This is a genomic window from Streptomyces sp. NPDC056144, assembly GCF_042264145.1.
Lineage (GTDB): Bacteria > Actinomycetota > Actinomycetes > Streptomycetales > Streptomycetaceae > Streptomyces.
This window is the reverse complement of sequence record NZ_JBHJVF010000003.1, coordinates 22,260-44,020: the sequence shown is the minus strand read 5'-3', so window position 1 is coordinate 44,020 and position 21,761 is coordinate 22,260. Positions and strand designations below refer to the sequence as shown.

Annotated in this window: 18 protein-coding genes; 10 read left to right on the top strand and 8 right to left on the bottom strand. The window is 71.5% G+C overall.

Annotated elements, in window-relative coordinates; genetic code table 11:
- Window positions 1-77: 77 nt before the first annotated feature.
- Window positions 78-428, top strand: a complete 351-nt coding sequence (locus ACFC0Z_RS11050; RefSeq protein ID WP_376435205.1) for a winged helix-turn-helix transcriptional regulator — start codon at window positions 78-80, stop codon at window positions 426-428.
- A gap of 167 nt (window positions 429-595) precedes the next feature.
- Window positions 596-1,219: an HAD family acid phosphatase gene (locus tag ACFC0Z_RS11045; protein WP_376435202.1), complete on the top strand. Its 624-nt coding sequence runs from the start codon at window positions 596-598 to the stop codon at window positions 1,217-1,219.
- Window positions 1,220-1,240: 21 nt separating this feature from the next.
- Here ACFC0Z_RS11045 and ACFC0Z_RS11040 read toward each other — a convergent pair whose 3' ends face one another.
- Window positions 1,241-1,768, bottom strand: a complete 528-nt coding sequence (locus ACFC0Z_RS11040) for a hypothetical protein (protein ID WP_376435200.1) — start codon at window positions 1,766-1,768, stop codon at window positions 1,241-1,243.
- 127 nt (window positions 1,769-1,895) lie between these two features.
- Entirely contained in the window at window positions 1,896-3,425 is a 1,530-nt protein-coding gene (locus ACFC0Z_RS11035; protein ID WP_376435199.1) for a ricin-type beta-trefoil lectin domain protein, read from the bottom strand.
- A 117-nt stretch (window positions 3,426-3,542) separates the two neighbouring features.
- Between ACFC0Z_RS11035 and ACFC0Z_RS11030 the strand changes: the two genes are divergently transcribed.
- From ACFC0Z_RS11030 to ACFC0Z_RS11020, 3 genes are all read left to right on the top strand, one after another.
- Window positions 3,543-4,952 carry a class II fumarate hydratase gene (locus ACFC0Z_RS11030; RefSeq protein WP_376435196.1) on the top strand — a complete coding sequence of 470 codons (1,410 nt, stop codon included), beginning with the start codon at window positions 3,543-3,545 and terminating at the stop codon, window positions 4,950-4,952.
- Between the two features lie 84 nt (window positions 4,953-5,036).
- Window positions 5,037-5,702, top strand: coding sequence for a DUF402 domain-containing protein (locus ACFC0Z_RS11025; protein WP_376435193.1), 666 nt, complete (start codon window positions 5,037-5,039; stop codon window positions 5,700-5,702).
- A 320-nt stretch (window positions 5,703-6,022) separates the two neighbouring features.
- On the top strand, window positions 6,023-8,092 hold the full coding sequence (locus ACFC0Z_RS11020; RefSeq protein ID WP_376435190.1) for a SpoIIE family protein phosphatase: 2,070 nt from the start codon (window positions 6,023-6,025) through the stop codon (window positions 8,090-8,092).
- Window positions 8,093-8,178: 86 nt separating this feature from the next.
- On the opposite strand, the gene ACFC0Z_RS11015 is transcribed toward ACFC0Z_RS11020, so the two are convergent.
- Window positions 8,179-10,449, bottom strand: coding sequence for a transglycosylase domain-containing protein (locus ACFC0Z_RS11015; protein WP_376435187.1), 2,271 nt, complete (start codon window positions 10,447-10,449; stop codon window positions 8,179-8,181).
- A gap of 276 nt (window positions 10,450-10,725) precedes the next feature.
- Between ACFC0Z_RS11015 and ACFC0Z_RS11010 the strand changes: the two genes are divergently transcribed.
- The 3 genes from ACFC0Z_RS11010 to ACFC0Z_RS11000 are packed head-to-tail and all read left to right on the top strand — an operon-like array spanning window position 10,726 to window position 14,293.
- Complete coding sequence (locus tag ACFC0Z_RS11010) at window positions 10,726-11,250, top strand: PadR family transcriptional regulator (RefSeq protein WP_376435184.1); 525 nt, start codon at window positions 10,726-10,728, stop codon at window positions 11,248-11,250.
- Window positions 11,247-11,930 carry an ABC transporter ATP-binding protein gene (locus ACFC0Z_RS11005; RefSeq protein WP_376435182.1) on the top strand — a complete coding sequence of 228 codons (684 nt, stop codon included), beginning with the start codon at window positions 11,247-11,249 and terminating at the stop codon, window positions 11,928-11,930. The genes ACFC0Z_RS11010 and ACFC0Z_RS11005 overlap by 4 nt, the downstream gene beginning before the upstream one ends.
- Window positions 11,927-14,293 (top strand): ABC transporter permease, encoded by a 2,367-nt coding sequence (locus tag ACFC0Z_RS11000; RefSeq protein ID WP_376435179.1) that lies wholly within the window; start codon window positions 11,927-11,929, stop codon window positions 14,291-14,293. Before ACFC0Z_RS11005 ends, ACFC0Z_RS11000 begins: the two co-directional genes overlap by 4 nt.
- A gap of 65 nt (window positions 14,294-14,358) precedes the next feature.
- Here the strand turns inward: ACFC0Z_RS11000 and ACFC0Z_RS10995 are convergent, their stop codons facing one another.
- Complete coding sequence (locus ACFC0Z_RS10995) at window positions 14,359-15,336, bottom strand: hydrogen peroxide-inducible genes activator (protein WP_376435176.1); 978 nt, start codon at window positions 15,334-15,336, stop codon at window positions 14,359-14,361.
- A gap of 134 nt (window positions 15,337-15,470) precedes the next feature.
- Here ACFC0Z_RS10995 and ACFC0Z_RS10990 point away from each other — a divergent pair, with 134 nt between their 5' ends.
- Both ACFC0Z_RS10990 and ACFC0Z_RS10985 read left to right on the top strand, forming a co-directional pair.
- Entirely contained in the window at window positions 15,471-16,025 is a 555-nt protein-coding gene (locus ACFC0Z_RS10990; protein ID WP_376435173.1) for a peroxiredoxin, read from the top strand.
- Window positions 16,026-16,041: 16 nt separating this feature from the next.
- Complete coding sequence (locus ACFC0Z_RS10985) at window positions 16,042-16,575, top strand: alkyl hydroperoxide reductase (protein ID WP_376435170.1); 534 nt, start codon at window positions 16,042-16,044, stop codon at window positions 16,573-16,575.
- A 62-nt stretch (window positions 16,576-16,637) separates the two neighbouring features.
- On the opposite strand, the gene ACFC0Z_RS10980 is transcribed toward ACFC0Z_RS10985, so the two are convergent.
- The 4 genes from ACFC0Z_RS10980 to ACFC0Z_RS10965 all read right to left on the bottom strand — a co-directional run bounded on the left by ACFC0Z_RS10980 (window position 16,638) and on the right by ACFC0Z_RS10965 (window position 21,467).
- Entirely contained in the window at window positions 16,638-17,378 is a 741-nt protein-coding gene (locus ACFC0Z_RS10980; protein ID WP_376435167.1) for a hypothetical protein, read from the bottom strand.
- Window positions 17,375-18,904: an AI-2E family transporter gene (locus ACFC0Z_RS10975; protein ID WP_376435165.1), complete on the bottom strand. Its 1,530-nt coding sequence runs from the start codon at window positions 18,902-18,904 to the stop codon at window positions 17,375-17,377. The genes ACFC0Z_RS10980 and ACFC0Z_RS10975 overlap by 4 nt, the downstream gene beginning before the upstream one ends.
- A 115-nt stretch (window positions 18,905-19,019) precedes the next feature.
- Window positions 19,020-19,742 carry a transglycosylase SLT domain-containing protein gene (locus ACFC0Z_RS10970; RefSeq protein WP_376435162.1) on the bottom strand — a complete coding sequence of 241 codons (723 nt, stop codon included), beginning with the start codon at window positions 19,740-19,742 and terminating at the stop codon, window positions 19,020-19,022.
- A gap of 399 nt (window positions 19,743-20,141) precedes the next feature.
- Window positions 20,142-21,467 (bottom strand): PhoH family protein, encoded by a 1,326-nt coding sequence (locus ACFC0Z_RS10965; protein ID WP_376435160.1) that lies wholly within the window; start codon window positions 21,465-21,467, stop codon window positions 20,142-20,144.
- Between the last annotated feature and the right edge of the window lie 294 nt (window positions 21,468-21,761).

The window sequence follows — 21,761 nt, the reverse complement described above, 5'->3', positions numbered from 1 at the left end:
TCAGGTCCCTCTCCGCGTCCGTTCCGAAGCCTGCCTACGGGACGACACTAGGAAGCCCGTCAGGCACCATTCGGTACGTGACGACCGACGCCTTCCTCGCGGACTGCCGGGCCCGCCTCGCCTTCGACCTGCTCTCGAACACCTGGAACGCGGTGGTGATCTGGGTGCTGAAGGGCGGCCCGCAGCGCCCCGGCGAGCTGCGCGCGCGCATCGGCGGCATCAGTCCCAAGGTCCTGACGGAGACGCTGCGGCGGCTGGAGTTCAACGGGCTCGTGGAGCGCCGCGCGCTGGGCGGGGCGCCGCCGCGGGTCGAGTACGAACTCACCGACCTGGGGCGGACGTTGCTGGGCCCGATCGACACGCTGGGCGCGTGGGCGTTCGAGCACGGTGACGAGGTGATGGCCGCGCAGGAGCGCCGGGGCGGGTGAGGCCCGGCCCGGTCCGGTCCCGCCCTGTCCGGGCCGGGCCGGGCCGGGCCTGTCGACGCGAGGACGGAAAGTCGCTACCGCCCGGTAGTCAGGACGTTACCTACCAGTCAGTATTGGCCGCGAGCATGTCAACCACTGAGCAGGTAGACCACTCGGGAGCCCCCACCATGCCCTCCGCCAAGACCACCCTCGCCGGCTTCGGCCTGTCCGTCGCCCTCGTCGCCGTCGGTCCCGCCCCCGCCGCGCTCGCCGCCGACCCGGACACCCACGTCACCTCCGCCGCCGCCCTCGCCGACGTCGACTACACGACCTGGCGCCGGGACGTGGCCGCCGTCGTCGCCGAGGCGCGCCCGTACATCGAGCGGCGCGCCGAGGACGCCGACGTCGAGAAGCAGGCCATCGTCCTCGACATCGACAACTCCTCCCTGGAGACCGACTTCCACCCGTTCTGGGAGCTGCCGACCCCGGCCATCGCGGAGGTCCGCACCCTGGTCAGGGACGCCCACGCCAAGGGGGTCGCGGTCTTCTTCGTGACCGCGCGTCCCGGGATCATCCACTCCCTGACGGACTGGAACCTGAAGAAGGTCGGCTACCCGGTCGACGGACTGTACGTGCGCGCGCTGCCCGACCTGTTCGCCGAGGTCAGCGCGTACAAGACGGCGAAGCGCGCCGAGATCGAGGCCAAGGGCTACACGATCATCGCGAACATCGGCAACAACACCACCGACATCGTCGGCGGTCACGCCGAGCGCGCCTTCAAGCTGCCGGACTACGGCGGCAAGCTGTCCTGAACGTCCTGAACCTCCCGGAGGTCAGCCGGTGTTGATGTGGAACTCCATCCGCTCGTAGTCGCCGTCGGGGGTCACCCGGACGTAGCCGCGCGCGTCCTTGAAGTCGCCGGTTCCGCCGGTCAGGGCGACGTCGTAGGCGGAGACCGCCTCCGACTCGGTGTCGAAGGTGGTGAGGGCCTGGGCGGTGAGCTGTCCGCCCGGGCCGCCGTTCAGGACGAACGTGCCGACGCACTGCGCGTCGGCCTGGGTCCCGGAGACGCGCACGATGGTGCAGGTGACGCCGTCGCGGCCGATCTTGTCGCCGCCCTTGGTCTTGAACAGGTCGTCGGCGAAGGTGAAGGCGTCCCCGGCCTTCGGCTTCGCCATGTTCTCCCCGGATCCCTCGTCGGCACCCGCCGCCGGGACCTCCTTGGAGTAGATCGTGAACTCGTACCCGTCCCCGTTGTCGGCGGAGGCGGGTGCCGCCGCGCCGAACGCGACGGCGCCGAAGGCCACCGTCGCCGCCGTGGCGGCGCCGAGCGCGCCGAACCTCCTGAAGCTCCGGGTCATGTCGTGCCTCCTTGCGGGTGGCTTCCCCCGGCACGCTTCATTGTGCGACGGGGGCACCCGATCCGCCCGTTCGGCGTAACGCGCACCCCCGTCACCTGCACAGCTACAGCTACAGCTACAGCTACAGCTAGACGAACCGCTGGTTCGCCGAGCCGTTGCAGCTCTGGAGCCGGATCGGCTCCCTCGCCGCGCCCTGCGTGAGGCAGAGGCCGGTCGCGGCGGCCGGGCGGACCGTGGCGCCGTCGCGGACGAACTTCTGGTTGGCGGCTCCGCTGCAGTTCCACACGATGAGCGCCTTGCCCGCCTGGTAGACGGCCCCGGGCACGTCGAGGCAGCGGTCCTGGGTGAGCTGGGTGTGGAAGGTCTTCCGGGCGGAGTCGTACCACCAGCCCTGGTTCCGGCCGCCGTGGCAGTCCCAGCCGAGGACGGCGGTGCCGTTGGCGGACTCGGAGGCGTTGACGTCGAGGCAGTTGCCCGTGGCCTCCACCGTGAGCGGCTTGTACGCGTCGTCCCAGGCGACCGGGAAGAGCGTCGGCGTGCCGGAGGAGTTGACGTCGGCGCAGCCGGCCTCGCGCAGGCCCGCGTTGTAGATCTGCGTCAGGCAGGAGGCGAAAGCCGCGTGGCCGCGCTGGTTCGGGTGGAAGGACTGGCGGGTGGTGTTGTCGTCGATCCCGCCGGGCTTCGAGAGGTCGATGTAGAGGCCCCGGGCCCAGGTGTCCTCCATGCAGACCTCGTGGCCGTGGAAGAGCCGCGAGTTGTCGAGGTAGACGGCTCCGGTGTTCGCCGCGACCTTGCGCATGCCGCGTTCGAAGGCGGGGACGGCGGTGTTGCGGCCCCACTTGGTGTCGGAGTCGTAGCCCATGCCGCCGCAGGTGAGCTTCCCGGGGAAGTCGGGGTTGTCGTAGAAGTCGGGGCCGATGGGGCTGGGGTAGCCCATGACGACGAGCTTGTAGTCCCCGTCGGCGTACCCGGCACCGCGCATGACGCTCTGGAGGTCGCGGACGGTCTGTTCGACCTTGGGGACGAGGGCGTCGACGCGGGACTGCCAGCCGGGGGCGTACTTGGGCTCACAGGTGCCCTGGCTGAGGACGTACCGGGTGACGCAGTCGGTCATGACCGGGCCGAACTGGAGGTCGTCGTTGGCGCCGGCGACGAGCAGGACCATCTTGATGCGGGTGTTGCGGGCCTTGATGGCGAGGTTGTCGCTCTGGACGAGCTCGTCGGCGTACTGCTTCGATCCGCCGATCCGGATGTTCCCGGTGTAGGCGCCGGAGCAGGCGACGTTGAAGGTGAGGTCCGCGGGGATGCCGGTGCGGTGGATGGCCGCGTCCGGGGAGCGGTGGCACCAGTTGGTCGGCCCGTTGGTCGGGGACTCGTAGCTGCCGACACCCTCGCCGGAGATCTCGCTGTCGCCGAGGGAGATGAGGCCGGTCTTGCGCTGCGCGAGCGGGCGCTCGGCGGGGTCGCCGTAGATCCTGGTGGCCTCGGCGGCGCGGATCGCCTCCAGCTCGGGCGGGAGCGGTACGGAGGCGGTCACCGCCGTCGTGTTCGCCTCGGCCGCTCCGGCGGGGGCGGCGGCGGTCATCGTGCCGAGGGCGGCGGCCGCTGCCGCGACGGCGGCGATGGGCCAGCGGAGTCTGTACCTGGTGCGCTTCATTGCGCCTCCTGGAGGTGGGGTTACCCACGGTTTTTACTGGTCGGTACGACGCTTGGGAATACATCGAACAAGACAAGTGCTCATGTTTTTAGTGCACGTTGGCGGAGGATGAGAGCGATGAACGACACGACCGGCACCGACGGCTACCGGATCGAGCACGACTCCATGGGCGAGGTGCGCGTCCCCGCGCACGCCAAGTGGCGGGCCCAGACCCAGCGGGCCGTGGAGAACTTCCCGATCTCGGGCCAGCGCCTCGAACGGGCCCACATCGATGCCCTGGCCCGCATCAAGGCCGCGGCGGCGACCGTCAACGCCGAGCTCGGGGTGATCGACCGGGACCTCGCCGAGGCGATCGTGTCGGCGGCCGAGGAGGTCGCCGAGGGGCGCTGGGACGACCACTTCCCCGTGGACGTCTTCCAGACGGGCTCCGGCACGTCCTCCAACATGAACGCGAACGAGGTCATCGCGACCCTCGCCACCGAGCGGCTGCCCGAGGGTCGGTCCGTCCACCCGAACGACCACGTCAACGCCTCGCAGTCGTCCAACGACGTGTTCCCGTCCTCCATCCACATCGCCGCCACCGCCGCCGTCACCCGCGACCTCGTCCCGGCCCTCGACCACCTGGCCGCCTCCCTTGGGCGAAAATCAGCCGAATTCGCGACGGTCGTGAAGTCCGGCCGTACGCACCTCATGGACGCCACCCCGGTCACCCTCGGCCAGGAGTTCGGCGGCTACGCGGCCCAGGTCCGGTACGGCGCCGACCGGCTCCGCTCGGCCCTCCCCCGGCTCGCGGAGCTCCCCCTCGGCGGTACGGCGGTGGGCACCGGCATCAACACCCCGGCCGGCTTCTCGGCGGCCGTCATCGCCGAGGTCGCGCGGGCCACCGGCCTGCCCCTCACCGAGGCCCGCGACCACTTCGAGGCGCAGGGCGCCCGGGACGCGCTCGTGGAGACGTCCGGGCAGCTCAGGACCATCGCCGTCTCCCTCACGAAGATCGCCAACGATCTGCGCTGGATGTCCAGCGGCCCCCGCACGGGCCTCGCCGAGATCAACCTCCCCGACCTCCAGCCCGGCTCCTCGATCATGCCCGGCAAGGTGAACCCGGTCGTCCCCGAGGCCGTCCTCATGGTCGCCGCCCAGGTGACCGGAAACGACACCACCGTGGCGGTGGCGGGCGCCGCCGGGAACTTCGAGCTCAACGTCATGCTGCCGGTGATGGCCAAGAACCTCCTGGAGTCCGTCCGGCTCCTCGCCAACGCGGCCCGGCTCCTCGCCGACCGCACGGTCGACGGCATCACCGCCAACGTCGAGCGGGCCCGCGAGTACGCCGAGTCCTCGCCGTCCGTGGTGACCCCGCTGAACAAGTACATCGGGTACGAGGAGGCCGCCAAGGTCGCCAAGAAGTCGCTCGCCGAACGGCGGACCATCCGCGAGGTCGTCCTCGACTCGGGGTACGTGGAGCGGGGCGACCTGACCGTGGAGCAGCTGGACGAGGCGCTCGACGTCCTGCGGATGACCCGCCCCTGAGGGCCGCCGCGAGTGACGTACACCCCTGACTCATCCGTGACCTGTACCGCAGCGGTCGTGGGAGCGCGCCCCTAAGATCTGGCCATGACAGGATCGGGCGGCCCTCAGCACTGGGCGCCGGGGGAGCAGATCCTCTGGCGCTACCGCGACAACGGCACCGGCGCGGTGCACATCTGCCGGCCGGTGACCGTCGTCCAGGACACACCCGATCTGCTCGCGGTCTGGATGGCGCCCGGCACCGAATGCGTACGGCCCGTGCTCGCGGACGGCACCGCGGTGCACGAGGAGCCGCTCGCCACCCGGTACACCGCCCCGCGCACCACGGAGCGGTCCCGATGGTTCGGCAGCGGCGTCCTCAAGCTGGCCAGGCCCGGGGACCCGTGGTCGGTCTGGCTGTTCTGGGAGCGCGGCTGGCGCTTCCGCAGCTGGTACGTGAACCTCGAGGAGCCCCGCACCCGCTGGTCCGGCGGCGTCGACTCCGAGGACCACTTCCTCGACATCTCCGTCTACCCCGACCGCAGCTGGCTGTGGCGGGACGAGGACGAGTTCGCGCAGGCCCAGCGGTCCGGCCTGATGGGCCCGGAGCAGGCCGCGCGCGTGGAGGCGGCGGGGCGGCTCGCGGTGGAGCGGATCCGTGCCTGGTCCGCGCCGTTCTCGGACGGCTGGGAGGCGTGGCGGCCCGATCCGGCGTGGCCCGTTCCGGAGCTGCCGGCCGACTGGGACCGCACTCCGGCGCACACGGCCCCGTGAGACCCTTGATGCGCCCCCGGGGTTCAAACGTAGGATCGTCCTCCGCACGGCAGAAGCGGATCGCGCACCACGTCGGACCGACCGGACGGCACGTCAACAACGCAGCGCCGTACATGACCTGACCAGAAGTCATCCACGAGGGGGAGAGCAGTGCCGGACGCGCGCCCGGGTGTTCCTCCCCTTTCGCCCCCTGCCGTAGCCGCCGCTCGCGGAGCGTCCACATCCGCTGCATACGAGGGGTTTATCCCCGCCGAAGGCGCGGCATCGGCGAGAAGAGCGAGTGCATCGCACCACCGGCCCGGACGGACGGAACCCCACGCGTGACGGAGCATCCCACCTCCCACGAAGGCCGGCAGCCCCTGGCTGCCGGGCCGCACGAACGCGCGCGCCCACGCCAGGAGGCGACGGGCGCGGAGGGCGCGGCGGGTGCGCCGGACACACCGCGCGCTCCCGAGACGCCGGCGGCGACGCCACCACCGGTCCAGTCGACGGCCCCGTCGTCGGCGATCCCTTCACCGGCCTCGCCGGTCTCGCCTGTCTCCGCGATCGCGCCGGTCGAGCCGGTCCCGCCGGCGGCGCCCGTCGACGCCGAGAGCCCCGTCGTCCCGGTCCCCCCGCCCGGGGGACCCGGCACCAAGGCCGTCGCCGTCTCCCCGCAGAGCCCCGGCGGGGCCCTCGGCGGCGGCCCCGACGCGGCCGCGCGCCGCGAGGGCGAGCGGCTGCGGTTCGTCGGCGCCGCGACCCGGCGGATCGCGCGCGGCCTCGACCTGGACGAGATCGTGCTCGGCCTGTGCCGGGCGACCGTCCCCACCTTCTCCGACGAGATCCTCGTCTACCTCCGCGACCCGCTCCCGGTCGGCGACGAGCGCCCGGTGGCGCCGTTCATGCTGCGGCTGCGCCGCACCGACCGGCTGCGGTTAAGCGATCAGGAGGGCGAGGAGCTCGTCCTCGTACCGGATCCGGATCCGACCCCCGCGGCCGAACTCTGCGAGGTGCGGTCCGGTGGCGCCCTCGCCGAGATACTGCGCGGGGTGCGGCCGGTCTTCGGCGACTCCGCCGCCGCCAAGGCGGCGCTGCGGGAGCTCCTCGGTGCCGACCACCCGCTGCCCGGCGGCCTGCGGGCCGTCCTCGCGCCGCTGCGCGGGCGGCGCCGGGTGATCGGCGCGGCCGTGTTCCTGCGCCGCCCCGAGCGGGCCGGCTTCGAGCCGAACGACCTGCTGGTGGCGGCGCAGCTGGCCACGCACACGGCGCTCGGCATCGACAAGGCCGTCCTGTACGGCCGCGAGGCGTACATCGCGGACGAGCTCCAGCGGACGATGCTGCCGGACTCGCTGCCGCAGCCGACCGGTGTCCGGCTCGCCTCGCGCTACCTCCCGGCCGCCGAGACGGCCCGGGTGGGCGGCGACTGGTACGACGCGATCCCGCTGCCCGGCAGCCGGGTGGCGCTCGTCGTGGGCGACGTCATGGGCCACTCGATGACCTCGGCGGCGATCATGGGCCAGCTGCGGACGACCGCGCAGACCCTGGCGGGGCTGGACCTGCCGCCGCAGGAGGTGCTGCACCACCTGGACGAGCAGGCGCAGCGGCTCGGCGAGAACCGCATGGCGACCTGTATGTACGCGGTGTACGACCCGGTCTCGCACCGGATCACCGTGGCGAACGCGGGCCATCCGCCGCCGATACTGCTCCACCTCGGCGGCCGCGCCGAGGTGCTGCGGGTGCCTCCGGGCGCCCCGATCGGGGTCGGCGGGGTCGACTTCGAGGCGGTCGAGCTGGACGCCCCGGCGGGCGCGACCCTGCTGCTCTACACGGACGGCCTGGTCGAGTCCCGGCTGCGGGACGTGTGGACGGGGATCGAGCAGCTGCGGGAGCGCCTCGCGGCGACCGCGCAGCTGACGGGCCCGGACCACGCGCCCCCGCTGGAGGCGCTCTGCGACGACGTCCTCGACATGCTCGGCCCGGGCGACCGGGACGACGACATCGCGCTGCTCGCGGCCCGCTTCGACGGGATCGCGCCGAGCGACGTGGCGTACTGGTTCCTGGAGCCGGAGGACGCGGCTCCGGGGCGGGCGCGGCGGCTGGCCCGGCGGGCGCTCGCCCGCTGGGACCTGGAGGAGCTGACCGACTCGGTCGAGCTGCTGATCAGCGAGGTCGTGACGAACGCCGTGCGGTACGCGGAGCGGCCGGTGACGCTGCGGCTGCTGCGGACGGACGTGCTGCGGTGCGAGGTCGGCGACGACTCGCCGCAGCTGCCCCGGCAGCGGCGGGCGCGGGACACGGACGAGGGCGGGCGCGGGCTGTTCCTGGTGAACCGGCTGGCCCGGCGCTGGGGGGCGACGCGGCTCTCGGGCGGCAAGGTCGTCTGGTTCGAGCTGGCGACCCGTACCTGACCGCACCCAGGACAGCGAAGAGGCCCGGCCCTCTCCCCGTACGAGACGTACGGGGAGAGGGCCGGGCCTCTTCGGTACGAGACGTCCTACGGCTTCTGGCGTCCCTGCCCCGTGTCCGCCACGCCCTCCGTCGTCTCCGGGTCCGGTCCGGGCTCGGTCGCCGGGTCCGTCGGAGGCTTCAACGTGGGCTCCTCCGTCGGCTCCTCGGTCGCCGGCGGCGTCGTCGGCTCCTGGGTGGGCTCCGGCGGCGTGGTGGTCGGGTTCCGCGTGGGCTCCGGCGGCGTGGTGGCCGTGGAGGCCGGCGGGGGCGTCGGGTCCGGGGAGGCCGTGGTCGGCTCGTCGGTGGGCTCCTCCGTCGGAGGCTTGGTGGTCTCCTCGTCCTTGGTGGGCTCCTGGGTCGGCTCGCCCCCGTAGCTGGAGCCCGTGGTCTCCAGGTCGAACTGCGCGTTCGAGCCGCCGTCGAGGGCGGCGGAGGTGTAGTCGCCCCAGATCTGCGCGGGGGTGCGGCCACCGTTGGCGCGGCCCTCGTTGATGGTGTTGGTCAGGGTGACCTGGTTGCCCTTGGTGTCCTCGCCGAAGAGGCCGACGGCGGTGACGAGTTCGGGGGTGTAGCCCACGAACCAGGCGGAACGGTTGTTCTCGGAGGTGCCGGTCTTGCCCGCGGCGGCGTAGTTGCCGGCGGCGCGGAAGCCGGATCCGCTCTGGACGACGCCCTGCATGCCCTTGGTGACGGTGTCGGCGGCCTCGCGGCCGATGACCTGGCCGCCGATGCCGTCGACGGTCTCGACCTTGCGCTCCTTGTGGGCGGCGGCCTTCACGAGGGTCGGGGTGACCTTCTTGCCGTGGTTGTCGAGGGTGGCGTACACGCCGGCCATGTCCATGGTGGAGGCGCCCATGGTGCCGAGGGACATGGCGGGGGTCGCGCCGAAGTCCTGGCCGTCCTTCATACCGAGGGCGAGCGCGGTCCTCTTGGTCGCGCCGGGGCTGACGTCGACGATCATCTGGGCGAAGACCGAGTTGATGGAGCTGTTCAGGGCGCGCTGGACGGAGACGTCGCCGTAGCTGCGGTTGTCCTCGTTCTCCGGCGCGAAGGGGATGTCGCTGCCGACGACGGGCCGCTTGCTGTTGCCGCTGTAGGTGGTGCCGAGGCCGATGTCCCAGCCGCCCTGCGTCTCCGCCTTGTTGTCGAGGGCGGAGGCGAGCACGATCGGCTTGAAGGTCGAGGCGGGCTGGTAGTCGCGGCGGGTGGCGTTGGACATCCAGTGCTCGGTGGCGCCGACGCCGCCGTACATGGCGACGACCGCGCCGGTCTTCGGGTCGACGGAGGTGGCGCCGGCCTGGACGGTGGCGTCCTTCGCGTCGCCCTTGCGGTCGAGCTTGGCCTCCAGCTGCCGGTCGACGGCCTTGACCAGGTCCTTCTGGCGCTTCTCGTCGATGTTGAGGGTGATCGTCCAGCCGCCGGCCTTGATGTCCTCCTCGCTGACGCCCTGGCGCATCAGCTCCTGGTTGGCGGCCTCGACGATGTAGCCGGTCTGGCCCTCCATGCCGGGGGCGGGCTTCGGCTTCTGCGGGACGGGGAACTTCATCCCGGCGCGCTCGGCCTGGGTGAGCCAGCCCTCGCCGACCATGTTGTCGAGGACGTAGTTCCAGCGCTCCTCGACGAGCTTGCGGCCGGTGGTGCTGGCGGAGGTCCAGTCGTACTGGTTCGGGGCCTGGAGCAGCGAGGCGAGGTAGGCGCCCTGGGCGGTGGTGAGCTGGGTCGCGTCGACGCCGTAGTAGGCGCGGGCGGCGGCCTGGATGCCGTAGGCGGAGCGGCCGTAGTAGCTCGTGTTCATGTACCCGGCGAGGATGTCGCTCTTCTCCATCTGCTGGTCGACCTTGATGGCGATGACCATTTCCTTGAGCTTGCGGGTCGCCGTCTGGTCCTGGCTCAGGTAGAAGTTCTTGACGTACTGCTGGGTGATGGTCGAGCCGCCCTGCTTGCCCTTGCCGGTGAGGGTGTTCCAGGCGGCACGGGTGGTGCCCTTGATGTCGACGCCGTTGTCCTTGTAGAAGGTCTTGTTCTCGGCGGCGACGAAGGCCTTCTGGACCTTCTCGGGGATCTTCTCCAGGCCGACGATCTCGCGGTTGATCTTGCCGGTGCGGGCGAGGATCTTGCCGTTGGAGTACTTGTAGATGTTGCTCTGCATGGTCGCCTCGGCGTTGGCCGTCGGGACGGGGACCATGACGTAGACGGCGCAGAGGGCGCCGATGCCGAGCAGGCAGGCCACGAAGAAGGTGCCCAGGAGCTTCTTCCAGGTGAAGAGGCGGCGTATGCCGCTCTTCTTCGCCTTGCTCTTCTTCTTAGGTCGGCCCATGGGTCCTGTCGCTCCGCTCGTCGTGTGTTCGGCGCCTCGGCGCTGGCTCCGTCCACGCCGGATCAGCTCAGCAAGCTAACACTGACGATGCAGACAAAAAACAACCGATCACGCCTTTTCGGGACGTGAGAATCAGCACCCACGCCCAGAGGAACCGACGCTCGTACGGGGCCGATGGTTGCGCCCCCAGGGCAAGTTCATGATCAACCGGGCCGGGCTCCGGTCCTCGCACCCGGCTATACATCGTGCGTATACACCCCGTGTAGAGTGCGGCACATGTCCATCGGTCACACCCTTCTCGGGCTCCTGGAGTCCGGGCCGCGCCACGGTTACGACCTCAAGCGCGCCTTCGACGAGCGATTCGGCCACGACCGGCCCCTGCACTACGGCCAGGTCTACTCGACGATGTCCCGGCTCCTGAAGAACGGCCTGGTCGTCGTCGACGGCGTCGAGGCCGGCGGCGGCCCCGAGCGGAAGCGGTACGCGATCACCGAGGCCGGCATCACCGATGTCGCCCAGTGGCTCGCGACGCCGGAGAAGCCGGAGCCGTACCTCCACTCCACGCTCTACACCAAGGTCGTCCTGGCCCTGCTCACCGGCCGCGGGGCCGCCGAGCTCCTCGACACCCAGCGGTCCGAGCACCTGCGGCTCATGCGCGAGCTCACCCGCCGCAAGAAGGACGGCGACCTCGCCGACCAGCTGATCTGCGACCACGCGCTCTTCCACCTCGAAGCGGACCTGCGCTGGCTGGAGCTGACCACCGCCCGTCTCGACCGGCTCGCCGAGGAGGTCCTCCGATGAGCTCCACTCCCCTGCTGCGGGCCGCCGGCCTCGCCAAGGCGTACGGCTCCACGCCCGCCCTCTCCGGCGCCGACTTCTCCCTCCGCGCCGGCGAGGTCGTCGCCGTCATGGGCCCCTCGGGCTCCGGCAAGTCCACGCTCCTGCACTGCCTGGCCGGCATCGTGCGCCCCGACGCGGGCACGATCACCTACGACGGCCGCGATCTCACCGCCCTCTCCGACACCGCGCGCAGCGCCCTGCGCCGTACGGACTTCGGCTTCGTCTTCCAGTTCGGCCAGCTCGTCCCCGAGCTGACCTGCGTCGAGAACGTGGCCCTGCCGCTCCGCCTGAACGGCGAGAAGCGGAAGCCGGCCGAGGCGAGGGCCGCCGAGTGGCTCGCCCGCCTGGAGGTCGACACCGTCGCCTCCCACCGCCCCGGCGAGATATCCGGCGGCCAGGGCCAGCGCGTCGCCGTCGCCCGCGCGCTCGTCACCGCCCCGCGCGTGATCTTCGCCGACGAGCCGACCGGCGCCCTCGACTCCCTCAACGGCGAGCGGGTCATGACCCTGCTCACCGACGCCTCGCGGGACACCGGCGCCGCCGTCGTCCTCGTCACCCACGAGGCCCGCGTCGCCGCCTACTCCGACCGCGAGATCGTCGTCCGCGACGGCTCCGTCCGGGACGCGGAGTGGGTCGCGTGAGCCTCGGCACCTGGGCCCGCGACCTGACGCTCGGCGCCCGGTTCGCGGTCACCGGAGGCCGGTCCGGCCTCCTCCGTACGGCCCTGACGGCGACCGGCGTCGGATTCGGCGTGGCGCTGCTGCTGCTCGCCGCGTCCTTCCCGAACATGCTCTTCCAGCGGGAGGTACGGGAATCGGTCCGCGCCGTCGACGGCAGCGAACAGGTCCTCGCGCCCCGGCCCGACTCCTTCCTCCACCTCGGACAGACCACGGTCTACCGCGACGACGTCGTCTCCGGCCTCCTCCTCACCCCCGAGGGCGACAGGCCGCCGGTCCCGCCGGGCGCCGACGCCTTCCCCGCGACCGGCACGATGCTCGTCTCCCCCGCGCTCCGCGAGCTCCTCGACTCCCCCGAGGGCGCCCTCCTCAGGGAACGGCTCCCCTACAAGGTCGCCGGGACGATCGGGCCCGCCGGGCTCATCGGCCCCGCCGAGCTGCGGTACGTCGCCCACGTCGACTTCCTCACCACCGACAACTTCGACGGGCGCGGCAAGCGCTACGGCTGGTCGGTGCCCGAGGAGCCGATGAACGCCTTCCTGATCCTCCTCGTCGTCGTCGCCTGCGTGGTCCTGCTCCTCCCGGTCCTCGTCTTCGTCGCGACCGCCGTCCGCTTCGGCGGCGAGCAGCGCGACCGGCGTCTCGCCGCGCTCCGGCTGGTCGGCGCGGACACCGCCATGACCCGGCGGATCGCGGCAGGCGAGTCCCTGGCCGGCGCCCTGCTCGGCCTCGTCGCGGGCCTCGGGCTCTTCGCGGTGGCCCGGCAGTTCGCTGGGGTCTTCACGATCTGGGACGTCAACGCCTACCCCGGCGACGTCGTCCCGATGACCGCGCTCGCCGTCCTCGTCCTCGCCGTCGTCCCCGTCGCCTCGGTCGTCGTCACCCTCTTCGCCCTGCGCGGGGTGGCGATCGAACCGCTCGGCGTGGTCCGCACCTCCACCCCGCGCCGCCGCAGGCTGTGGTGGCGCCTGCTCCTCCTCCTGGGCGGCGCGGCCTTCCTCGCGCCGCTCGTCGGCAAGGTCCGGGTCGAGGAGACGAGCATCGACACCGCCGGTGTCGTGGCCGGCACCACGCTCGCCCTGATCGGTCTCACCACGCTCCTGCCGTGGCTCGTCGAGGCGGCGGTGAAGCGGCTGCGCGGCGGCCCCGTGTCCTGGCAGCTCGCGGTCCGCAGGCTCCAGCTGAGCAGCGGGACGGCGGCCCGCGCGGTCAGCGGCATCGTCGTCGCGGCGACCGGCGCGATCGCCCTCCAGATGCTCTTCCAGGCGATGGAGACCAACTTCACCCAGAACACCGGCGAGGACACCTCGCGCGCTCAGATCGCCGTCGGTGCCGACGCCACGACCGGCCCCGAGGCCCGCGCCATGATCGACCGGATCGGCCGGACCGAGGGCGTGACCGGGGTGATCGGCGTGATCGAGTCGCACGTGTGGCGGCCCGGCCCGCTCAAGGCGGGCGAGGAGTTCGCCCCCATGGCGAATCTCCGGGTCGGGGACTGCGCCTCCCTCGGGGAGTTCGCGACCCTGCCCTCCTGCGAGGACGGCGACGTGTTCGTCTTCCTCGCGCACGGGGCCCAGGGCAACCCGGCCGACACCTGGGTCACCGACGCCGCCCGCCCCGGCGCGGCGGTCTCCCTGCGCGACCCGCACCCGCACCCGAGCGCGCCCAAGCGGCCCGGGAAGGCGCCCCAGTGGCGGATCCCCGCCGACGCCAAGGTCGTGGACTCCCGCCCCGACCCGACGGGCATCTACCAGTACGGCGTCCTCGCCACCCCGTCGGCGGTCGACGCGGCCCTCCTCGACGAGCCCGACGCGCAGGCCATGGTCCGCCTCGACCCGTCGGTGCCGGACGCCGCCGAGCTCGTACGGAACGAGGCGGCGGCCATCGACCCGACGACCTGGGTCCGCACGCTCCAGGACACCCAGGCGAGCGCGCAGTTCAACAGCGTCCGCACCGGCATCCTGGTCGGCTCGACGCTGACGATGCTCCTGGTCGCGGCGTCGCTCCTGGTCACCACCCTGGAGCAACTGCGGGACCGCAAGCGCCTGTTGTCCTCGCTCGTCGCCTTCGGCACCCGCCGCTCCACCCTGAGCTGGTCGGTCCTCTGGCAGACGGCGGTCCCGATCCTCCTCGGCCTCGCGCTCGCGGTGGCGGGAGGGCTCGCGCTCGGGGCGGTCCTGCTCCGGCTGACGGGCCAGCAGGTCCGCGACTGGTGGGCGTTCCTCCCCGTCGTCGGCATCGGCACCGCGCTCATCGCGGCGGTGACGCTCCTGAGCATGCCGCTCCTGTGGCGCCTGATGCGCGCGGACGGCCTGCGCACGGAGTAACCCGCCGAGCGGGTGTACGAGGGCGGGGGCGCGGTTTCGGGAAACCGCGCCCCCCGCCCCCCTCTTCAGGCGCCCTCGGCCTCGCACACGCGTACCGGGAGGCCCCGCATGTCCTCCCGCAGCGCCTCCGCGAGCTCCTCGAACTCCGCGTGCCGGGCCGCGCCCGCGCGCATCGCGAGGGCGATCCGCCGGGTCGGCGCGGGCTCGGCGAAGAGCCCCGTCCACAGGGCGTGGTTGCGGGCGGTCTCGACGGTCACGGCGGTGCGGGGCAGCAGGGTCACCCCGAGCCCGCCGGCCACCAGCTGCACGAGGGTGGAGAGCCCGGCGGCCGTGGTGGTGACCTCGGCCCCGTCCGTGCGGCCCGCCTCCCGGCAGATGTCGAGGGCCTGGTCGCGCAGGCAGTGCCCCTCGTCGAGCAGCAGCAGCCGGAGCTCCTTGAGGGCCTCGCGCGGGATGTCGTCCCGCCCGGCGAGCGGATGCCCCTCCGGGGTGACGAGCACGAAGTCCTCGTCGAAGAGCGGGAGTTCGGTGACACCGGGGACCCCGAGCGGCACGGCGAGGAGGAGCAGGTCGAGCCGCCCGGCCGCGAGCCCCTCCAGGAGGTTGGCGGTCTGCTCCTCGTGGACCTGGAGGTCGAGGTCGGGATAGCGGCGGTGGACGAGCCGCAGGACGGTCGGCAGCAGGTAGGGCGCGACGGTCGGGATCACGCCGAGCCGCAGGACCCCGGTGAAGGGCGCCTGCGCGGCCTCCGCCTCCTCCATGAGCTCCGCGACGGCGTCGAGGACGGCCCGCGCGCGGACCGCGAGCCGCTCCCCGGCGGGCGAGAGCAGCACCTTCCGCGTCGTACGCTCAAGGAGCTGGACACCGAGTGCCTCTTCGAGCGCCGAAACCGCGCCCGAGAGCGCGGGCTGGCTCATGCCGATGGCCGCCGCCGCGTCGCGGAAGTGCAGATGCTCGGCGACCGCGAGAAACGCCCTGAGCTGCGAGAGGCTCGGCTGCTTGCCTCGGGACGGGCCGTGCGCGGGACTGTACGGGGATGCCACTGATAACCACCTTCGATCAACACGACCCACTCTAGCTATTTCCCTGATCAATGCACTCCGTGCCATGCTGGGAACACGTCCAACCCCCACGGAAGCCCCCAAAAGGGAACCTTCCCGTTTCGCAAGGAGAGCGCGTGCTCACTGTCGGTGACAAGTTCCCCACCTACGACCTGACCGCCTGCGTGTCGCTGGAGAGCGGCAAGGAGTTCGAGCAGATCGACCACAAGGCCTACGAGGGCAAGTGGCGCGTGGTGTTCTTCTGGCCGAAGGACTTCACCTTCGTCTGCCCCACCGAGATCGCCGCGTTCGGCAAGCTGAACGACGAGTTCGCGGACCGCGACGCCCAGATCCTCGGCGTCTCCGGCGACTCCGAGTTCGTCCACCACGCCTGGCGCAAGGACCACGCCGACCTGCGTGACCTGCCCTTCCCGATGCTCGCCGACTCGAAGCACGAGCTCATGCGCGACTGCGGCGTCGAGGGCGAGGACGGCTTCGCCCAGCGCGCCGTCTTCATCGTGGACCCGAACAACGAGATCCAGTTCACCATGGTGACCGCCGGCTCCGTCGGCCGTAACCCCAAGGAGGTCCTGCGGGTCCTCGACGCCCTGCAGACCGACGAGCTCTGCCCCTGCAACTGGAACAAGGGCGAGGGCACCCTCGACGCCGCCGCGCTCCTCTCCGGCGAGTAAGGAAGCGTGAACTGAGATGGCTCTCGACGAACTCAAGTCCGCCATACCGGACTTCGCGAAGGACCTGAAGCTGAACCTCGGTTCGGTCATCGGCAACAGCGAGCTCCCGCAGCAGCAGCTCTGGGGCACCGTGCTCGCCTGCGCGATCGCCTCGCGCTCGCCGAAGGTCCTCAAGGAGCTGGAGCCCGAGGCCCAGGCCAACCTGAAGCCCGAGGCGTACGAGGCGGCCAAGGCCGCCGCCGCGATCATGGCGATGAACAACGTCTTCTACCGGACCCGGCACCTGCTGTCGGACCCCGAGTACGGGACGATGCGCGCGGGTCTGCGGATGAACGTCATCGGCAAGCCGGGCGTCGAGAAGGTCGACTTCGAGCTCTGGTCGCTGGCCGTCTCCGCGATCAACGGCTGCGGCCAGTGCCTGGACTCGCACGAGCAGGTCCTGCGCCAGGCCGGCGTCGACCGCGAGACGATCCAGGAGGCGTTCAAGATCGCCGCCGTGATCCAGGCGGTCGGCGTCACGCTGGACGCGGAGGCCGTGCTCGCCGAGTAGTCGGAAGCACAGCCGTACGGACGGGAAGGGCCCCGGAGTCTCACGACTCCGGGGCCCTTCCGTCACGCCTTCAGCGCCTTCATCAGGGCCAGCATGTCCTGGCTCAGCGGGGTCTCGATCCCGGAGAGGTCGATCGGCTTCGTCTTCCGGACCGACTCGCCCTTCTCCTCGTCCCAGCTGGACACGGTGTAGAGGTGGATCGCGATCTCCACCTGTCCGTCGAGCACCTGCATCGACGCTCCGCCGTTGTCCTGGCTGACGTCCATGTACGCCTTCTCGCCGACCCCCGCGAGCGGCAGCCCTCCGTAGAAGCGCCGGGCGTTGTCGTCGAACTCGGGACCGGGGTCGGTCACGAGGTGGCGGACGTAGTTGACCGTCGCGCTGTAGCCCGTGTCCGGCGGCCCGAACATCAGCGAGCAGTTCGCCACGTCCATCGTGGACTCACTGGTGCGGTCCTCCGGGTCGCCCTCCACCGGATCCCCCTGCGGACTCCTCGACGCGCTGTCCCCGCTGTCGGAGGACCGCTTCCCGAGGATGCCGACGAGCTGCCTCAGCTCCGCCTTCTCGCAGAGGTTCCCCACGGCCTTGTACCCGCCGAGGTCGACCCCCTCGTCCCCGCGCCCCCGCTCGTACGCGTACAGCCCACCGCCCCACACCGCCGACGCCACCACCGCGCCGCCGAGCGCCCACAGCCACGGGCGGCCGGCCCGGGGCGGGCGGGGTTCGCCGGGCGGCGGGCTCTCGGTGAGGACCTCCGCCGAGTAGAACGGGTCCCCGTCGCCCAGCTCCGGTTCCGATATCACGTGCTCTCCCCCTCGCCCCTGGTCCGGTCGGCGACCGCGCCCGGGGCAGGGGTCGGGGCCACCTCGAACGCGGTCGCCCCGCGCGGTTCCGGTGCCGTGCGCAACGCCTGTTCGGTGCTGTACGCGCGAAGGTAGCCGACCACCGTGTTGGAGACGGCGACCAGGGGGACCGCGACGACGGCGCCGCCGATGCCGGCCGTCAGACCGCCCGCCGCGACCGCGAGGACGACGGCCAGCGGGTGGACCCGCACGGCCCGGCCGAGGATGAACGGCTGGAGGACGTGGCCCTCGATCTGCTGGACGGCGAGGACGACCACGAGCACCATCAGCGCGGTGAAGAGGCCGTTGGTGACGAGCGCGACGACGACCGCGAGGGCCCCGGAGATGACCGCGCCGACCAGCGGGATGAAGGCGAAGAGGAAGATGAAGACGGCGAGCGGTACGGCCATCGGCACGTCGAGGAACCACAGTCCGAGGCCGATGAAGACGGCGTCGATCAGGGCGACGAGCACCGTGCCCCGCACGTAGGCGGTGAGGGTGCGCCAGGCGCGCGGCCCGGCTCCGGCGACGCCGGGGCGGGCCTGGGCGGGCACCAGCTTGAGCGTCCACTCCCAGACCTTCTTCCCGTCGTAGAGCAGGAAGAGCGTCGAGAACATGGCGAGCAGGATGCCGGTGATCACCTCGACGAGGACGGTGACGCCCTGGAAGCCGACGGTGGTGATCTGTTCGGCGTTGGCGCCGATGGAGTCGCTGAGGTTCTTCGCGATCCCGTTGATCTGCTGCTCGGTGACGTGGAAGGGACTGTTGAGGAGTCCGGTCTTGAGCTCCTCGATGCCGTCCCTGACCCGGTCGGACAGGTTGTCGATGTTGTCCATGACCTGCCACACCACGAACCAGCCGACCAGGCCCATGATCACGAAGCCGGAGACGGCGGTGACGGCGGTGGCGAGCCCGCGGGGCAGCCCCTTGCGGCGGAGCATGGCCACGGTGGGCTGGAGCAGGGCGGTGACGAGGAGGGCGGCGACGAAGGCGAGGACGACCAGCTGGACGGAGCTGATCACCTTCATCAGGACCCAGACGGTCCCGGCGAGGACGAGGAGCCGCCAGCTCGCCTCGGCGGCGACCCGCATGCCCCAGGGGATCGCGGCGACCGGGTCGGGCCGGGCGGCGACGGCGGGGGCGTACCTGGGCGGCGCGGGAACGGAGGGGACGAGCTCGCCGTGGGCCTCGGGTTCGGGACCGGGCGCGGGCGTGGGCGCGGGCGTGGGCGCGGCAGAAGCCGGAGAGTCCTCGCCCGTGTCCGCCACGCCGGCCCGCTTCTCGTACGCCGGCGAGGGGCGGGCCGGATCGGGGCGCGGCGGTACGGAGCCCGGGGTCCCGGGGTCGTCCTCGTCGCCGTACGTCGGTCCGAGCAGCGGGCCCAGCGGGTCCTCGCGCTCGGCCTCGGCCCTGCGCTCGTCCAGGCGCTCGCCCATGCGGCTCAGGCTCCGGCCCAGCCGCTCCAGCCATCCCGGCAGTCTCGACATCGCTTTCCTCTTCCCCCCGCTCGCCCCGGTCGTCTCGGCAACCTACACGTCCCACGCACAGGAAGCCCCTCACCGTAGGACGGTGAGGGGCTTCCGGAGGTTGAGCGCGCCGGTTCTAGTACCAGCGGTGGGACTGCCAGAAGGACCAGGCGCCACAGGGGCTGCCGTAGCGGCCGTCCATGTAGCTGAGGCCCCACTTGATCTGGGTCGCCGGGTTGGTCTGCCAGTCGGCGCCGGCCGAGGCCATCTTCGAGCCCGGCAGGGCCTGCACGAGGCCGTAGGCGCCCGAGGACGGGTTGGAGGCGCGGTAGTTCCAGCCGGACTCGTGGTCCACGATGTTGCTGAAGCACTGGAACTGGCCTGACGACATCATCGACCGGGCGATCGACTTGATCTCGGAGACGCTGTACGAGCCCTGCGCGGCGTAGGACACCGACTCGCGGATGGCGGACCGGCTGGCGCGCTCGGCCTCCTCCTTCTCGCGCTGCTTCCGCTCCTCCTCGGCCTTGGCCTTGGCGGCGGCCTCGTCGGCCGCCTCCTTCTTGGCCTCGGCGTCCTTGGCGGCGCGCACGCGGGCGGCTTCCTCCGCGACCTTGCGGGCGGTGGAGTCGGCGGCGGCGGCCTGGACGTCGGCCTGCTCCGAGAGGGAGGAGACCTGTACCTGGGCCTGGTCGCCCGCGGGGATGTCCGCCAGCAGCGTCGTGTCGGCCGCGGTGGCCTCGAAGTTGTCGTCCGAGGCCTGGACGGCGTTGCCCGAGGCAACGCCGACGACGGCGCCGACGGTGGTGACCGCAGTGGCCGAAGCCACCGCGAATCCCCGGACCGAGATCCGGCTCACACGGTTTCCTTCCAGCATCGCCCGCACGTGTGACCACGCGGGCGAAATCGTGCCCCTTGCGCTGGTCTCCGACGTACTGGGTCACTGAAGACACGGGCCCGTGGTGCTGTGGGCGGCATACGGCTGACGACTGTGGAGTTGTTGCGGGGTTGCGCACCCCTGAGGGTGCACGTGTGCCGTATGCGGGGCCTGACGGAAGCAAGACTCTGCCGGACGGCGACGCCGCAAGGCAATTCCGGGTTGCGTGTGAAAGCTCACACCCGGGGAATCGTCCGTGATTTGACGGATCATGCGGACACGGGAGCGCCGCCCGACTAAGCTCCTCCGCTTCGCCGGGCGGCGCCAACTGCCGTACAGGGACGTATCCCTGTCTATCGGGACCTACCGGTCCCTGTCTGGTCAGATCTGACCGTCCTCCAGCATCTCGGTCACGAGCGCGGCGATCTGGGAGCGCTCGGAGCGGGTGAGCGTGACGTGGGCGAAGAGCGGATGGCCCTTCAGCTTCTCGACCACGGCGACGACTCCGTCGTACCGGCCGACCCTGAGGTTGTCCCGCTGGGCGACGTCATGGGTCAGAACGACCCGCGAATTCGCCCCGATTCGGGACAGAACGGTCAACAGGACGTTCCGCTCCAGGGACTGGGCCTCGTCCACGATGACGAACGCGTCGTGGAGCGAGCGGCCCCGGATGTGGGTGAGCGGCAGGACCTCCAGCATCCCGCGGCTGAGCACCTCCTCGATGACCTCGCGGCTCGCGACCGAGGACAGCGTGTCGAAGACCGCCTGGGCCCAGGGGCTCATCTTCTCGGACTCGCTGCCCGGCAGGTAGCCGAGCTCCTGGCCGCCGACCGCGTACAGCGGGCGGAAGACCATCACCTTCTGGTGCTGACGGCGCTCCAGGACGGCTTCGAGGCCCGCGCAGAGCGCGAGCGCCGACTTGCCCGTACCGGCCCGGCCGCCCATGGAGATGATGCCGACGTCGGGGTCGAGGAGCAGATCGAGCGCGATCCGCTGCTCGGCGCTGCGGCCGTGCAGGCCGAAGGCCTCGCGGTCGCCCCTGACGAGCCGTACGTCGCCCTCGGCGGTGACCCGGCCCAGCGCCTTGCCGCGCTCCGACTGGAGCACGAGGCCGGTGTGGACCGGGAGGTCGGCGGCCTCCGGCACGTGGATGCTGTGCTGCTCGAAGAGCAGGTCGACCTGTTCTCCGGAGAGCGCGAGCTCGGACATGCCGGTCCAGCCGTTGGCGTCCGTGATGGCGAGCTCGGCGCGGTACTCCTCCGCGAGGAGGCCGACCGAGGACGCCTTGATGCGCAGCGGCAGGTCCTTGGAGACGACGGTGACGTCGTACCCCTCCGCCTGGAGGTTGCGCGCGACCGCGAGGATCCGTGAGTCGTTGTCCCCCAACCTGTAGCCGGCGGGCAGGATGCCGGGGTCGGAATGGTTGAGTTCGACACGCAGGGTGCCGCCGAGCTCCCCGATGGGGAGCGGGGCGTCGAGGCGTCCGTACCTCACCCGGAAGTCGTCGAGCAGGCGTAGCGCCTGCCGGGCGAAGTAGCCGAGCTCGGGGTGGTGTCGCTTGGCCTCCAACTCGGTGACCACGACGATCGGGAGCACGACCTCGTGCTCGTCGAACCGTGACACGGCGTTGGGGTCGGCCAGCAGGACGCTGGTGTCGAGAACATAGGTGCGCCGGTCGTTAAGGCGGCGCTTCGTGCTGGTCACCACGGAAGGACAGACCCCCTCTGAAGACCCCTGTGAGGTCGGGGCGCGACGGAACCGGTGTCGCTGCGGAATGGGACCGGGCTCAGGCCACGATGCGCGGGCCGAACCTCGGCCCTCCGCTTCTCCCGTGCTTGTCCCGCACGGTCGTCCTGGTGCAAGGGGCCTCCCGGGTGGCGGTCTCCGTGCCGCTCACTTCACCAGGGATATGCCCTCGATCCGGTGCTGCCATGCCATGGCATATGACGACGTGTTCATGAACACGAGATGATCGGTTCCGAGAGGGTTCTGATCGTTTTG

What these genes read in the sequence shown, in the direction of transcription:
- ACFC0Z_RS11025 (WP_376435193.1), top strand. Translation starts at nt 5,037, where the DNA reads ATGACAGGATCGGGCGGCCCTCAGCACTGGGCGCCGGGGGAGCAGATC.
- ACFC0Z_RS11040 (WP_376435200.1), bottom strand. Translation starts at nt 1,768, where the DNA reads ATGACCCGGAGCTTCAGGAGGTTCGGCGCGCTCGGCGCCGCCACGGCG.
- ACFC0Z_RS10985 (WP_376435170.1), top strand. Translation starts at nt 16,042, where the DNA reads ATGGCTCTCGACGAACTCAAGTCCGCCATACCGGACTTCGCGAAGGAC.
- ACFC0Z_RS10975 (WP_376435165.1), bottom strand. Translation starts at nt 18,904, where the DNA reads ATGTCGAGACTGCCGGGATGGCTGGAGCGGCTGGGCCGGAGCCTGAGC.
- ACFC0Z_RS11030 (WP_376435196.1), top strand. Translation starts at nt 3,543, where the DNA reads ATGAACGACACGACCGGCACCGACGGCTACCGGATCGAGCACGACTCC.
- ACFC0Z_RS11045 (WP_376435202.1), top strand. Translation starts at nt 596, where the DNA reads ATGCCCTCCGCCAAGACCACCCTCGCCGGCTTCGGCCTGTCCGTCGCC.
- ACFC0Z_RS11005 (WP_376435182.1), top strand. Translation starts at nt 11,247, where the DNA reads ATGAGCTCCACTCCCCTGCTGCGGGCCGCCGGCCTCGCCAAGGCGTAC.
- ACFC0Z_RS11035 (WP_376435199.1), bottom strand. Translation starts at nt 3,425, where the DNA reads ATGAAGCGCACCAGGTACAGACTCCGCTGGCCCATCGCCGCCGTCGCG.
- ACFC0Z_RS11010 (WP_376435184.1), top strand. Translation starts at nt 10,726, where the DNA reads ATGTCCATCGGTCACACCCTTCTCGGGCTCCTGGAGTCCGGGCCGCGC.
- ACFC0Z_RS11015 (WP_376435187.1), bottom strand. Translation starts at nt 10,449, where the DNA reads ATGGGCCGACCTAAGAAGAAGAGCAAGGCGAAGAAGAGCGGCATACGC.